Source organism: Bradyrhizobium sp. UFLA05-153, assembly GCF_054185185.1.
The window spans coordinates 1-13718 of sequence record NZ_JBBIAM010000044.1 but is presented as its reverse complement, the minus strand read 5'-3'; the positions used below and the strand labels follow the sequence as shown (position 1 = coordinate 13718).

The window sequence follows — 13718 nt, the reverse complement described above, 5'->3', positions numbered from 1 at the left end:
GCCACAAGCGCCGCCGCGCGCTCAGGCTTCACGGTTCCGAGAGCGTGGACGCGCGGCTCGTTGCGCGCGGATTCACGCACTCTTCCGACGTCCAATTGAATTTGCTGACGAGTGAACGTCGCGCCTGATGCGCGACCGGTGCGGCAATCGGCGCCGTTCCTACCGATCCGGGCTGGCGCGCTCGAACTGTCGGAGCAGCTTGTTGCCGCGCTCGACCGCGGAATCGAGTGCCGCCTGGGCGTCCTTCTTGCCGGCAAAGGCCTGCTCCAGCTCGTCCTCGATGACGCCGCGGATCAGCACGAAGGAGCCGAGCCGGATGCCCTTCGAGTTCTCCGTCGGCGGATGCAGCGTGATCTGCTCGAAGGAGATCGCGGCGCCCGGGTTGCGCTCGTAAAAACCCTGCGCGCGGGTCAGCTCGAAGGCGGCGCGGGTGATCGGCAGGTAGCCTGTGTTCTGGTGCCAGGCCGCCTGCACGCCCGGCTGCGACAGGTAAGCGAAGAATCTCGCCACGCCCTTGTACTCGTCGCGCGGACGGTCGCGCAGCACCCACAGCGTGGCGCCGCCGATGATCGAGTTCTGCGGCGCGCCCTTCACGTCCGGCCAATACGGCATCATGCCGTAGCCGACCTCGAACTTCGAGTTAGCCTTGATGTCGGCGCGCGTGCCGGACGAGCCGATGAAGATGCCGCATTCGCCGTTCTGGAAGCGCGGCTCGGCCAACTGGCCGCGGCCGCCATAGTCGAACACCTTGTCCTTCTGCCACTCGGCAAGCTCAGCGACATGGTGCACGAGAAGCGGATTGTTGATGCGCAATTCCGCATCCAGCCCGGCAAAGCCGTTGGCTCTCGTCGCAAGCGGCAGATCGTGAAACGCCGAGAAATTCTCGACAAGAATCCAGGACGGCCAGGACGTGGTGAAGCCGCAGGCCGCGCCGCGCTCGCGCAGGCGTTTTGCGGCAGCCCCGAGCTCCGGCCAGGTTTTTGGCGGCGTCTCCGGATCAAGGCCGGCGTCACGGAACATGGTCTTGTTGTAGTAGAGGATCGGCGTCGAGGCGTTGAACGGGAATGACAGCAGATTGCCGGCTGCGTCCGTGTAATAGCCGGACACGGCCGGCAGATAGGCATCGGGCGAGAACGGCTCGTTCTGATCCTGCATCAGGCTGAACACGGGATAGATCGCGCCCTTGGCCGCGGTCATGGTGGCGGTCGCCACCTCGTTGACCTGGACGATCGCCGGCTGGCCGCGCGAGCGGAAGGCGAAGATCGCCGCCGTCACCGTCTCGGTGTAGTTGCCCTTGTAGCTCGGCACGATCCGGTAGTCGGATTGCGAGGCGTTGAAGTCGGAGGTGAGCTTCTCCAACTGCCGGCCGAGCTCGCCGGACATCGCGTGCCAGAGCTGGATGTCGGTCGCGGCACGCGCTGGCGAGACCGGGACAATCTGCATCAAGGCGAAGGCCGCTGCGACGGCGACGGTCTGCAAAAGACGCAAGGCTCTAACCACGATCGTTCATCCCGTCTCGCGCGAACAAAAGGCGACTACTTTTGCCCCGTACCTGCTTAAGGCGCGGCATGGCTGGTTTCAATCAGGAATAAGAATCGGCCGCGCTGCACAATCGGCCCGCTTCGCCGCTCGCAGCAGGATAGCGTTCCCCCCACCTTCTGCTAGATTGCATTGAACCTTTTCTTCCCGCCATGGACTCCATCACTGAGGGGTTGAGTGTGCCAGTGTTGAGCCGTGCCGAACTCTCGCGGACCGGGGTGGTTTTCGTCGTGCTCTTGTTCGCGATGTGCGCGACGGGGACGTTTGCGCGCGAGTTTCGCGCCGCCGATACCCAGGCCGAGGATTACCCGACCGTCCAGGCGCTGCGTTACATGGGCGCCCTGATCGCGGAACGCACTGGCGGTCGGCATGAGGTCAAGGTGTTCCACTCCCGCCAGCTCGGCGAGGAGAAGGAGACGATCGAGCAGACAAGGGTCGGCGCGATCGACCTCAACCGGACCAACGTGGCGCTGATCGGCAACTTCGTCCCGGCGATGAATGTACTCGCCATGCCATTCCTGTTCCGCTCCATCGAGCACGTGCAAAAAGTGCTGGACGGGCCGATCGGCCGCGAAATCCTCAACAGCTTCGAGCCTTTCGGCTTCGTCGGCCTTGCTTTCTACGATTCCGGCGCGCGGTCGATCTACAACCGCATCCGGCCGGTGAAGAGCGTGACCGACCTCAGGGGCTTACGGATCCGAGTCCAGCAGTCGGAGTTGATGTCGGCGATGATACGCTCGCTCGGCGCCGAGCCGGTCGAATTGCCCTATGGGCAGGTGCTCACGGGGCTCGCGACCCATCTGATCGATGGTGCGGAAAACAACTGGCCGTCCTTCGTGACCACGGACCATTACAAATATGCAGGCTACTATACGCTGACCGAACACACGATGAGCCCGGAGGTGCTGGTGATCTCGCTAAGAGCGTGGCGAAGCCTGTCGGCGGAGGATCAGCAGATCTTTCGCGAGGCCGCGCTGCGCTCCAGCCACTTCATGCGCGAGAAGTGGCGCGATCTGGAGGAGCAGTCGCAGCGCAAGGCGCAAGCTGCCGGCGTCACCATCGTCAGGGATATCGACCGCAAGCCGTTCGAGGACGCGATGGCCCCGATCTACGCCAAGGCCGCGCAGGATCCCGCCGCGGCCGCGCTGATCGAACGTATTCGCAAGGTGGAGTGAGGCCGCTTGGCAGCGCTTGGACACAGCGAGAAGGAAAAACTGCCCGGCCCGGTCGGACGCTTGCGCGCCCGGATCGTCGGCCTGCTGCGCGCCGTCCCGATCCGCTGGCGCATCCTGTCGATCGCGGCGCTGAACTCCGCCGTGGTCGTGGTGCTGGTGGCGATGATCTGGAACGGGGCGCAGGTGCTGGCCTCAGCCTGGGACGACCTCCGCCAGGTGCGCGAGTCCGACAAGATCCTGGCGCTGCTCGAAAGCGAGACCGGGCGCCTGCAAAACCTCATCCACCGCTACATCAACCAGCCGAGCCCGGACCTGTTCGCCGAGATCCTGCTGCTCCGCGAGGCCGTGCTGGGCACGCTGACCAACCGCGCCGCCAAGGACCCGATGCTGGCGGGCTCGGTCGAGGAGCTCGAGCGCACCACCGAGCGCTTCCTCAACGGTTTTGGCGAATTGCGCAGCGTGCAGGCGACCATCGCCAAGACCTATGAGGACCAGGTGCTGGGGCCCGCCAAGGACATGGCCGGGCTCTATTCCATCATCGAAGGCGCCACCGGCCATCGCGACGCGCTGATCTGGCCCTCGCTCGGCAAGTCCCGCGAAGCCTTCACCGCCATGCTGGTCGCGGCCAATTCCTACTATCTCTCGCTCGCGTCGGCTTCCGCCGAGGACGCCCGCCGCAACACCGAGACGATCGAGAAGACCATCCCTGTCATGAGGGATCTCGCCGACAACGATCTCCAGCGCATGGCGCTGGAGCGGCTCGCCACCCGCACCACCGCGCTGCGCGAGGGCTTTGCAAACCTCTCCGAGCAGCTCACCAGCCGCACCGATCTCTTGCGCAACACCATCGACGCCAGCCAGGCCGAGGCGATCGGCGCCATCGACGACCTCTCGACCAAGATGCGCCAGCGCGAGCAGCGGGCGCAGGAGACCTTCGACCGAACGCTGTCGGACATTTCGAGAAGAGTCCTGTCGATTGCGGTGATCTTCCTCGGCATCATCCTCACCGTCGGCGTGCTGATCGCGCTGTCGATCCGGCTGCCCCTGCAGCAGATCATGACGGCGATGCGCGCGATCACGATCGGCGATCTCGACCGCGAGGTGCAGGGCATCAAGGCGCGCGACGAGGTCGGCGCCATGGCGCGCGCGGTGGAAGTGTTCCGCGAGAACGCGATCGCCAAGCGCCAGACCGAGGACGAGTTGCGCGCATCGAAGGAGAAGGCCGAGAGCGCGCTGCTCGAGCTCAACACCGCGCAGCAGAACCTGATCGATGCCGAGCGGCTTGCCGCGCTCGGCGGCCTCGTTGCCGGCGTCGCCCACGAGGTCAACAACCCCATCGGCATCAGCCTCACCGTTGCTTCCAGTTTTGCCCGGCGCAGCGAGATCTTCGAGGCGCAGTTGAAAGGCGACAGCGGCCTGCGCCGCTCGCAGCTCGAGGAGTTCGTGCATTCCTCGCGCGACGCCTCGCAGCAGCTCGTCGCCAACCTCCAGCGCGCCGGCGAGCTGATCCAGTCGTTCAAGCAGGTCGCGGTCGACCGCTCCCATGCCGAGCGGCGACAGTTCAGCTTGAGCGAGGCCACCGACCAGATCATCGCGAGCCTGCGCCCGGTGCTGAAGCGCTCGCCGATTACGCTCAACGTCGACGTGCCGGAGGGGCTGCTGCTCGACGGCTATCCCGGCTCCTATGGCCAGATCCTGACCAACCTGTTCCTCAATGCCGCCAACCACGCTTTCGCCGACGGCCGCGCCGGCACCATCTCGATCTCGGCACGGCCACGCGGCTCTGATGACATCGAGATCAGCTTTGTCGACGACGGCGCCGGCATGACGCCGGACGTGCAGCGGCAGGCCTTTGACCCTTTCTTTACCACCCGGCGCAATGAAGGCGGCACGGGTCTAGGCCTCCATATCGTCTATAACCTGGTCACCCAGCAGCTCGGCGGGCGGATGATGCTGGAATCCAAGCTGGGACAAGGCACCACTTTTCGCATTATCATGCCCCGGGTCGCCAAGGGCGGCATGCAAAGCACAGAGACTGACGGGACTTCTCAATGGCCGAACAGGACGATGTCCTCCACCTGATCGACGACACCGCCACCGCGGCGGAGGATACGACTGCGCGGAAATGGAAGATCGCCGTCATCGACGACGATCCCGCCGTGCATGACGGTACGCGCTTTGCGCTCTCGGACTACACCCTGAACGGCCAGGGTCTCGAGATCCTCTCCGCCTATTCGGCGGCCGAGGGCCGCAAGCTGATGCGCGAGCACAACGACGTCGCCGCCGTGCTGCTCGACGTCATCATGGAGACGGATGTCGCGGGGCTCGAGCTCGTCGAATTCATCCGCAACGAGGTCCGCAACGAGACCGTCCGCATCATCCTGCGCACGGGACAGCCCGGCCAGGCGCCGGAGCGGCGCGTCATCGTCCAGTACGACATCAACGACTACAAGGCGAAGACCGAGCTCACCGCCGACAAGCTGTTCACCTCGCTGACCGCGGCGCTGCGCTCCTATCAGCAGCTCGAGCGCATGGTGCAGACGCGGCGCGGGCTCGAGATCATCATCGACGCCGCCTCCACGCTCTATGACTTCAAGTCGATGCAGCGGCTCGCCGAGGGCGTGCTGACCCAGCTCGCCTCGCTGCTTAACGTCGACTGCGCCGGTATACTGGTACTGCGCGACAATGGCGGATCGGCGGGCGCGGAGCTGTCGGTGCTGGCGGGAAGTGGCTGCTACAGCCGCTTCATCGGCACCACTACATCGAAAGCGCTCGACCCCGATCTGCGCGCGCTCGTGGAAGCCGCCTTCCAGCGCCGCAAAAACGAATTCGCCGACCATCGCAGCGTGCTCTATTTGCGCACCGGCAGCGGCCGCGAGGTCGTGGTTTTGCTCCAGGCCGAACGCGACCTGTCGGAGACCGACCGCTCGCTGGTCGAGATTTTCTCCAGCCGGCTCTCGATCGCCTTCGACAACGTCATTCTCTATCAGCAGCTCCAGGACGCCAATACCCAGCTCGAGGACCGTGTCGCCCAGCGCACCCGTGCCTTGATGCAGGCCAACCGGCGCCTCTCCGCGCAGTGGCTGCGGCTCCAGCGCGCCAACGGCTTCAAGAACGAGATTCTGGGCACCGTCGCCCATGACCTGAAGAATCCGCTCGGCGTCATCCTCGGCCGTACCGAGATGCTGAAGGAGCTGATCACGACCGGCGCCTCGAGCGGCGGCGTCATCGCGCAGGTCGATCACATTCGCGACGCCACCAAACGCCTGACCACGATGGTCGATCACCTGATCTCGGATGCGATGGCAGACGCTTTCGACATCACGATCCGCCGCGAACCTGTTGACGTCGCTTCCCTGGTGCAGGAGGTCGCCGAGGCCAACCAGCCGCTCGCCGTCAACAAGCAGCAGACGATTGGCGTCACCGCCCCTGCAAACATCGTCACCATGTGCGACACCGACCGCATCCGCGAGGCGATCGACAATTTGATCAGCAATGCGATCAAATACAGTCCGATCGGCGGCAGGATCGGCGTGACCGTCACGCATGAGGGCAGCGACACCGTCATTCGCGTCAATGACGAGGGCGCGGGCCTGTCGCCGGAGGATTTGGGCCGCCTTTTCGGCCGATTCCAGCGGCTTTCCGCAAAACCGACCGCGGGCGAGAGCTCGACAGGCCTTGGGCTTTCGATCGTCAAGCGTATTATCGACATGCACGGCGGCGAGGTGACCGCCGCAAGCGACGGCCCCGGCAAGGGCGCGACCTTCACCATCACGCTACCTTCGACCGAATTGCTTTGAGTGCCAGGATCTGAATGACATGACACAGAGCCAGCACATCATGATCGTCGACGACGAGGCCCCGGCCCGGGAAATGGTCGGCGATTACCTCAAGATGCACGGCTTCACCGTGACGCTGTGCGACGGCGGCAAGTCTTTACGCACCGCGATCCAGGGCAGCATGCCCGATCTCGTCGTGCTCGATCTCAACATGCCCGAGGAAGACGGCCTGTCGATCATCCGCGACCTCAAGAGCCGCATCAACGTGCCGGTGATCATGCTCACGGCGACCGCGAGCCCGATCGACCGCGTCGTGGGGCTCGAGCTCGGTGCCGACGATTATGTCGCCAAACCCTGCGAGCTCAGGGAGTTGATGGCACGCATCCGCTCGGTGCTGCGGCGGAGCATGCCGGTGAAGGCGGTGGCGGCGGAAACGGCGGCAGCGAAATCCGACAAGGATCAGCTGGTGCGCTTCGGGACAAAATGGCTCGATCTCGAAGCACAGGCGCTGCGCGACGACGAAGGCAACGAGCATCCGCTGACCGCATCCGAATTCGGGCTGCTCAAAGTGTTCGCGGCCAATCCGAAGCGCGTGCTGTCGCGCGAGCGTCTCCTGGAGCTCGCCAATGCGCGCGACGCCGAGGCCTTCGACCGCGCCGTCGATCTGCGCATCATGCGCATTCGCCGCAAGATCGAGCCCGACCCGACCAAGCCCGCCGTGATCCGCACGATCAGAGGCGGCGGCTATCTGTTCTCGCCGTCCGGCGAGAAGGCGTAGCCCTTCACTCTCGCGTCGCCATTCCGGGGCGTGCGTAAGCGCGAACCCGGAATCTCGAGATTCTCAGGTGCGCAATTGCGCACCATAGTTCGATGCTGCGCATCGCCCCGGAATGACGGTGTGTGGAGGTCGCGCACGAACGCGGAAACCAAAGATTCGTTCCCGCCCCTGCAAAGTCCGCAGCCCCGTAAATCCCGTATATTGAAATAATTGGCTTTTTTGCCCCGAATGTTTCGTCGCCGGCCCCACGACGAAACAATTTGGCAGCGCACGAAACCATTTTCCGCTTGTCGCGCAGACATCCCGAAACGCTGGCTCTTTAACACTTTGGTCCAAGGAAACGCCGCTCGGTTGCGGCGTTACGGGGAGCCAGTCATGCAGAACGTCGTCGCCATCAACGCCCAGGCCAGCCAGGGCATCCTTGCCGCTCAGGCGACATCGGACGAAATGCTTCTGGAGAGCGTCGCCGACGGCAACCGGACGGCCATGCACATCCTGTACTGCCGTCACAATGTGCGGGTGTACCGCTTCATCCTGCGCATCGTGCGCGACGCCACCACGGCCGAAGACCTCGTGAGCCAGGTCTTCCTGGACGTGTGGCGGACCGCCAGCCAATTCCAGGGCCGCTCGCAGGTTTCGACCTGGCTGCTCTCGATCGCCCGCTTCAAGGCGCTGACCGCGATGCGCCAGCGCCGCTTCGAGGACATCGACCAGGAAGACGTGCGCCAGATCCCGGACGAGCACGACACGCCGGAAACCGCCCTCGACCGCAACGACACCAGCGCGATCCTGCGCGCCTGCGTGGCCAAGCTGTCGCCGGCGCACCGCGAGATCATCAACCTCGTCTACTACCACGAGAAATCGGTGGAGGAGGTCGGCCAGATCATCGGCATCCCCCAGAGCACGGTGAAGACGCGGATGTTCTATGCCCGCAAGCAACTCGCCGATTTGCTTAAGGTTGCCGGCGTCGACCGCTTCGCAGCCTAAAGATATGTAATTTCAAAGGGATAGGACCAGCTAAACGGCCCTGTCCCGGCACACGGAAGCGTTACCGCCGACGAAACAATTGAAACAAACCACAACATCAGGCGGAAAAACTTCCTTCCTATAAAGCTCCATACGGTTTGCTTAAACCTCCCAAGGACCTCCAACGACCCGGACGGTGTGCCCGCCTCCGGGTCGTTTTTTATTCATGGTGCAGTGAGGCGGGCACCGCTCTCTCATTCCCTCCCCCCTTGCGGGGGAGGGGCAGGGAGGGGGGTGCCACGAACTCCGACCTCGCCCGGGGCTACCCCCTCCCAGCCCTCCCCCACAAGGGGGGAGGGAGCGCACCGTCGTCGTGGCCAACACTGCTCGGTCACGAAGGCGTGACGCCGCGTAACGATCGAAGCATCCGGCCCGAACAGCCTCGTGTCCACCTACGAGTGCCCCGATGCTCGACCTGATCTTTGCTGTTCTTGCCGGCGTCCTCACCATCGCCGCGCCCTGCACGCTGCCGGTGTTGCCGACCCTGCTCGGCGCCTCGATCGGCCGCGCCGGGTATTTGCGGCCAGCGATGATTGCGCTGGGTTTCGTCGTCTCGTTCTCCGCAACCGCGCTGCTGCTCGGCGCGGTCACGCGCCTGTTCGATTTCGACCCGAACGTGCTGCGTTCGGCTGCCGCCGTTCTCCTGCTCGGCTTCGGCCTGCTGATGCTGTGGCCGGCGCCGTTCGAGTGGCTGTCGATCCGGCTCCACGGCTGGCTCGATCTCGGCGCCTCGCAGAGCGCGCAGCGCGAGGGCGCGCTTGGCGGGCTGGTGCTCGGCACCACGCTTGGCCTGGTCTGGACGCCTTGCGCGGGTCCCGTGCTCGGCTCGATCCTCACCCTGGTTGCGACCTCCAAGAACCTCGCCTGGGCCGGCACGCTACTGATCGCCTACGCGATCGGCGCGGCGCTGCCGATGCTCGCCATCGCCTATGGCGGACAGGCCGTTACCACGCGTATAGCCGGCATCGCGCGCATCTCGCCGCGCTTGCAGCAGGCCTTTGGCGTCGTCGTCATCGCCTTCGCCCTCGCCGCCTACTTCCAATACGACACGCTGATCGTGGCGTGGCTCACCGGATTCTATCCCACCGGCCAGATCGGCCTGTAATCGCCTGCGTTCCATCGGAGGAAAGCTTCCATGACCCCAAGACCGATGCCAAGACTGCTCGCCGTGTCCGCCGCGCTGATCGGCTTCGTCCTGACCGGCGCCATCATCCCCGGCATCTGCGACGAGGCCGCGCGCCCGACGCCGATGGTCACTGCTGCCGCAAGCCAGGAGATCGCGCCGGACTTCACCGGCATCAGCAACTGGTTCAACTCAAAGCCGCTGAGCCTCGCCGATCTCCGCGGCAAGGTCGTGCTGGTGGATTTCTGGACCTATGGCTGCGTCAACTGCGTCAACACGCTGCCGCATGTCACCGAGCTCTACGCCAAATACAGGGACAAGGGCCTGGTCGTTGTCGGCGTGCACACGCCGGAATTCCCGTTCGAGCGCTCAGCCTCCAACGTCCAGGCCGCGCTGAAGCGCCACGGCATCACCTATCCGGTGGCGCAGGACAATGATTCCAGGACCTGGAACGCCTATCGCAACCAGTATTGGCCGGCGCAATACATCATCGACCAGAACGGACGGATCGTGTTCGAGCATGCCGGCGAGGGCCGCTATGACGAGATCGACCGCACGGTCGCACGCCTGCTCAATGCCAGTAGCTGATCCCGCGCGGACGTCACGTGGCCGGTTTACTTGGCCGGTTTACTTGGCTGGCTTTGGATGCCGCCCTTGTTGCTTGACTCCACGGATGCGTCCGTGGAGTTTCGTGGCGACGGAATCGGCCGCCCGAAATGGACGACGCGACCACCAATAGCGACATCCGCCTTCGTGAAGGCTCCTCAATTGCGCAGCGGCTGGTGATCGCCGGCTTCGCGGCAATCGTTTCGCTTTGCTTCACGCCAGGCCTGTTCGCGCACGATGTCCTGGAACTGATCATCTCCGTGCTCGCGCTGCTCCTGGGAGCGGCGTTCATCGGCGCCGTCATGCTTGCACCGGCAGTGGTGTGGATCATCACGCCGAATGAAATCCTGATCGGGCGCCAGCGTCCGTTCGGACGACTTCGCACCAGGATCGTCGCGAAAGATGAAATCTCGCAACTGCAGGTCCAGGGACAGGTCCAGGCCCGCAAGGCGTCCACGACGCGCTTCCATCTGGCCTTCACGCTCGTCTCGGGAGAGCGCCTGACGTCCCCGCCCATCTCCGACGTCACGCATGTCCGCGACACCGTTGCCCGGATCGCCGCGCAGTTCGGCGTTCCCAATGTCGAGGCACCGGTCAATCCGCTCGATGCTGCCAATCCCGAAATGCATCTCGGCGAGCCCGTCGAGCCGTTCTCCAGCAGGGACATCAGGATCGTCGCATTGATCGCCGTCGGACTGTCCGCCGTTCCCTACGCCTACAAGCTATGGCGTGGCCTTTCGCCCGGCCCGGTCGACATGCTGCTGCTGCCGATCGGCGCGGTCGCCGCGTTCGCCGTTCACAGATACGCAAATCTCGTGACCGGCGCCTTCTGGATCATCCGGCAAGGCGATGTTCGCGTTGAACGCCTCTCGGGCGACGGCAGCTTGCGCGCTGACCATATCGAGGGACACGACGTGGAGGCGATCACGGTCGAGCGCCGCGGCCGATCCGAGGACGAGCACTGCATCGTCGTGATCAGATTGCGGTCCGGACAAAGGTTTCGCAGTCCCCGCATCGGCTCGCGGCAAGAGGCCCGCGCCGTGGGCACCGAGATCGTCCGGCGACTTAGAATAGGGCCTGAGAACAACCGGATCTAGTAAACGCGATGCCTGTTGGCTCAGGTGATTTAGCCACGCGCTTTGCTCAACCTCTCCCGCTTGCGGGAGAGGTCGCGCCGAAGGCGCGGGTGAGGGCTCTCTCCAGGCCGGGAGCTACCCATTGCGGAGACCCTCTCCCCAACCCTCTCCCGCAAGCGGGAGAGGGAGCGCACCGGCCTCGCGGCTGCATACTTCTATGCTTTTCGCGCCATGCCCCCCTGTTCGTGGCATTGATACATGTCAAAAAACCAAAACATCCTAGTGACATACCAGCCGGACGCGCCATTAACTTGCCATGAAGCTGCCCCTGAGTTTTGATGGTTCCGAATGATTTGCGCTGTGGCAGCGGGGAGAGCTTGAAATGACGGATTTTCGTCGCCTGACCGGGATGTTCATCGCCACACTCGGCCTGATTTTTTCCACCTCTTACGCTTCCGCCCAGCAGCCCGACCGCGGCGACGAGCCGGGCCTGATCGCGGACGATTCCTACCAGCTCGATCCGGAATGGCAGAAGCAGGTCGTCTACTACCGCACGACCGAAGCGCCGGGCACCATCATCATCTCGACCAACGAGCGGCACCTCTATCTGGTGCAGCCCGGCGGGCGCGCGATCCGCTACGGCATCGGCGTCGGCCGCGACGGCTTCCAGTGGCAGGGGCTAGTGAACATCACCAACAAGAAGGAATGGCCGGACTGGACGCCGCCGCCGGAGATGATCCAGCGCCAGCCCTATCTGCCGCGCTTCATGGCCGGCGGCCCCGGCAACCCGCTCGGCGCGCGCGCCATGTATCTCGGCACCACCGTCTACCGCATCCACGGCACCAACCGCCCTGATACGATCGGCACCAAGGTGTCGTCGGGCTGCTTCCGTCTCGTCAACAATGACGTCGCCGATCTCTACGATCGCGTCCCGGTCGGGACCAAGGTGGTCATCCGGCAGAAGCCCGAACTCTAAGGGTTATCGTTTGAGCATGAGCTTTTCGGAAAACCGCTTCGCACTTTTCCGGATCATGCTCTCCGCCTTCGTCCAAACTCCTTTTCCCGATTTTTTCGAGAGAGACAAATCATGCGCACTTTTCGAGGCGGCCTGCTGATTGGGCTCGCAGTCGCGGTCCTGGTCGGCGCTTTGGCCGTTGTCTATGAGATGTACGACACCCGCACGCTGAAGCGCACGGTCCGGCGCGGCGAGGTCTTCTGCGGCGTCAACAAGGGGCTGCCGGGCTTCTCGATCCCCGACGACAAGGGCAACTGGACCGGTTTCGACGTCGATTTCTGCCGCGCGGTGGCGGCCGCCATCTTCAACGATCCGAGCAAGGCCAAGTTCATTCCGCTCGACGCCAGCGAGCGCTTCAAGGAGTTGCAGAGCCGGAAGGTCGACATCCTCTCGCGCAACTCCACCTGGAGCATGGCGCGTGAGCTCGACTACGATCTCTATTTCCCGGCGGTCGCCTATTACGACGGCGAAGGTTTCATGCTGCCGCGCTCGCGCAACAAGGAGACTGCGCTGGACCTGAACGGCAGCAAGGTCTGCGTGCAGGCGGGCACCACGACGCTGCTCAACCTCGCCGACTACTTCCGCGCCAACAACATGAAGTACGAAGAGGTGAAGTTCGACAAGCTCGAGGACGTCGTTAAAGCCTATGACAGCGGCAAGTGCGACACGCTGACCGCCGACGCCTCCCAGCTTTACGCGCTGCGGCTCAACCTTTCCAAGCCCGGCGACCACATGATCCTGCCGGACATGATCTCCAAGGAACCGCTCGCACCGGTCGTACGCCAGCGCGACGACGACTGGATGATGATCGTGAAGTGGACGCTTTACGCGATGATCAACGCCGAGGAGCTCGGCATCACCTCGGAGAATATCGACGAGGCCCTGAAGTCGAAGAAGCCCGAAGTGATGCGCCTCGTCGGCACCGAAGGCAATTACGGCGAGCAGCTTGGACTGACCAAGGACTGGGCCGTGCGCATCATCCGCCACGTCGGCAATTACGGCGAGATGTACGAGCGCAATATCGGCGAGAAATCCAAGCTGAAGATCCCGCGCGGCATGAACCAGCTCTGGAACGCGGGTGGTGTGCAGTACGCACCGCCGATGCGGTAGGAGGTCTCTCCTTCGTCATTGCGAGCGAAGCGAAGCAATCCAGAGTCTTTCCGCGGTGACAGTCTGGATTGCTTCGCTGCGCTCGCAATGACAAGCTTGGGGCAGACGTTCTACATCCTGTCAACTGTCATCGCCCGCGAAAGCGGGCGATCCAGTATTCCAGAGGCAGTGATGGGGTGCGGAGGGGCCGCGGCGTACTGGATCGCCCGGTCAAGCCGGGCGATGACGCCTGAGGATGAGGCGGCGTCGCTGCCTCGCCTCACTCAATACGCCTCAATACCCCCTCGCCCTCGCCAGTTGCTCGGCGTGGTAATTCGCGTCGCCGAACAATTCCTCGCAGACCCGGGCGCGCTTCATGAAGAAGCCGATGTCGAACTGGTCGGTCATGCCCATGCCGCCATGCATCTGCACGCCTTCCTGCACCGCGCGCGTCGCGGTGGTGCCGGCGCGTGCCTTGGCGACCGCGACGGCTGACGCGGCCTTGGCCACGT

Annotated in this window: 12 protein-coding genes; 10 read left to right on the top strand and 2 right to left on the bottom strand. The window is 64.1% G+C overall.

Annotated elements, in window-relative coordinates:
- Positions 1 to 159 precede the first annotated feature (159 nt).
- Complete coding sequence (ugpB, locus tag Q2941_RS24815) at positions 160 to 1500, bottom strand: sn-glycerol-3-phosphate ABC transporter substrate-binding protein UgpB (protein WP_458193997.1); 1341 nt, start codon at positions 1498 to 1500, stop codon at positions 160 to 162.
- A 218-nt stretch (positions 1501 to 1718) separates the two neighbouring features.
- Between ugpB and Q2941_RS24810 the strand changes: the two genes are divergently transcribed.
- The 10 genes from Q2941_RS24810 to Q2941_RS24765 all read left to right on the top strand — a co-directional run bounded on the left by Q2941_RS24810 (position 1719) and on the right by Q2941_RS24765 (position 13227).
- A complete protein-coding gene (locus Q2941_RS24810; protein WP_458193996.1) occupies positions 1719 to 2714 on the top strand; it encodes a TRAP transporter substrate-binding protein in 996 nt (331 codons plus the stop codon).
- A gap of 6 nt (positions 2715 to 2720) precedes the next feature.
- The gene (locus tag Q2941_RS24805; protein ID WP_458193995.1) at positions 2721 to 4796 is read left to right on the top strand and encodes a sensor histidine kinase; all 2076 of its coding nucleotides are present in this window, start codon (positions 2721 to 2723) and stop codon (positions 4794 to 4796) included.
- On the top strand, positions 4766 to 6514 hold the full coding sequence (locus Q2941_RS24800; protein WP_458193994.1) for an ATP-binding response regulator: 1749 nt from the start codon (positions 4766 to 4768) through the stop codon (positions 6512 to 6514). Before Q2941_RS24805 ends, Q2941_RS24800 begins: the two co-directional genes overlap by 31 nt.
- Before the next feature lie 19 nt (positions 6515 to 6533).
- Positions 6534 to 7271, top strand: a complete 738-nt coding sequence (locus Q2941_RS24795) for a response regulator (protein ID WP_027521587.1) — start codon at positions 6534 to 6536, stop codon at positions 7269 to 7271.
- Between the two features lie 375 nt (positions 7272 to 7646).
- On the top strand, positions 7647 to 8258 hold the full coding sequence (locus Q2941_RS24790; RefSeq protein WP_254109310.1) for a sigma-70 family RNA polymerase sigma factor: 612 nt from the start codon (positions 7647 to 7649) through the stop codon (positions 8256 to 8258).
- A gap of 445 nt (positions 8259 to 8703) precedes the next feature.
- The gene (locus tag Q2941_RS24785) at positions 8704 to 9402 is read left to right on the top strand and encodes a cytochrome c biogenesis CcdA family protein (protein WP_458193993.1); all 699 of its coding nucleotides are present in this window, start codon (positions 8704 to 8706) and stop codon (positions 9400 to 9402) included.
- 30 nt (positions 9403 to 9432) lie between these two features.
- Complete coding sequence (locus Q2941_RS24780) at positions 9433 to 10008, top strand: thioredoxin family protein (RefSeq protein WP_458193992.1); 576 nt, start codon at positions 9433 to 9435, stop codon at positions 10006 to 10008.
- A gap of 128 nt (positions 10009 to 10136) precedes the next feature.
- Positions 10137 to 11123: a hypothetical protein gene (locus Q2941_RS24775; protein WP_027521591.1), complete on the top strand. Its 987-nt coding sequence runs from the start codon at positions 10137 to 10139 to the stop codon at positions 11121 to 11123.
- Between the two features lie 361 nt (positions 11124 to 11484).
- A complete protein-coding gene (locus Q2941_RS24770; RefSeq protein ID WP_027521592.1) occupies positions 11485 to 12078 on the top strand; it encodes a L,D-transpeptidase in 594 nt (197 codons plus the stop codon).
- A 111-nt stretch (positions 12079 to 12189) separates the two neighbouring features.
- Positions 12190 to 13227 (top strand): amino acid ABC transporter substrate-binding protein, encoded by a 1038-nt coding sequence (locus Q2941_RS24765; protein ID WP_027521593.1) that lies wholly within the window; start codon positions 12190 to 12192, stop codon positions 13225 to 13227.
- A gap of 273 nt (positions 13228 to 13500) precedes the next feature.
- Here the strand turns inward: Q2941_RS24765 and Q2941_RS24760 are convergent.
- A partial coding sequence (locus Q2941_RS24760) for an acyl-CoA dehydrogenase family protein (RefSeq protein ID WP_458193991.1) occupies positions 13501 to 13718 on the bottom strand: 218 nt, incomplete at its 5' end.

Coding starts and splice junctions, on each gene's coding strand:
- Q2941_RS24800 (WP_458193994.1), top strand. CDS start 4,766: ATGGCCGAACAGGACGATGTCCTCCACCTGATCGACGACACCGCCACC.
- Q2941_RS24795 (WP_027521587.1), top strand. CDS start 6,534: ATGACACAGAGCCAGCACATCATGATCGTCGACGACGAGGCCCCGGCC.
- Q2941_RS24790 (WP_254109310.1), top strand. CDS start 7,647: ATGCAGAACGTCGTCGCCATCAACGCCCAGGCCAGCCAGGGCATCCTT.
- Q2941_RS24785 (WP_458193993.1), top strand. CDS start 8,704: ATGCTCGACCTGATCTTTGCTGTTCTTGCCGGCGTCCTCACCATCGCC.
- Q2941_RS24780 (WP_458193992.1), top strand. CDS start 9,433: ATGACCCCAAGACCGATGCCAAGACTGCTCGCCGTGTCCGCCGCGCTG.
- Q2941_RS24775 (WP_027521591.1), top strand. CDS start 10,137: ATGGACGACGCGACCACCAATAGCGACATCCGCCTTCGTGAAGGCTCC.
- Q2941_RS24770 (WP_027521592.1), top strand. CDS start 11,485: ATGACGGATTTTCGTCGCCTGACCGGGATGTTCATCGCCACACTCGGC.
- Q2941_RS24765 (WP_027521593.1), top strand. CDS start 12,190: ATGCGCACTTTTCGAGGCGGCCTGCTGATTGGGCTCGCAGTCGCGGTC.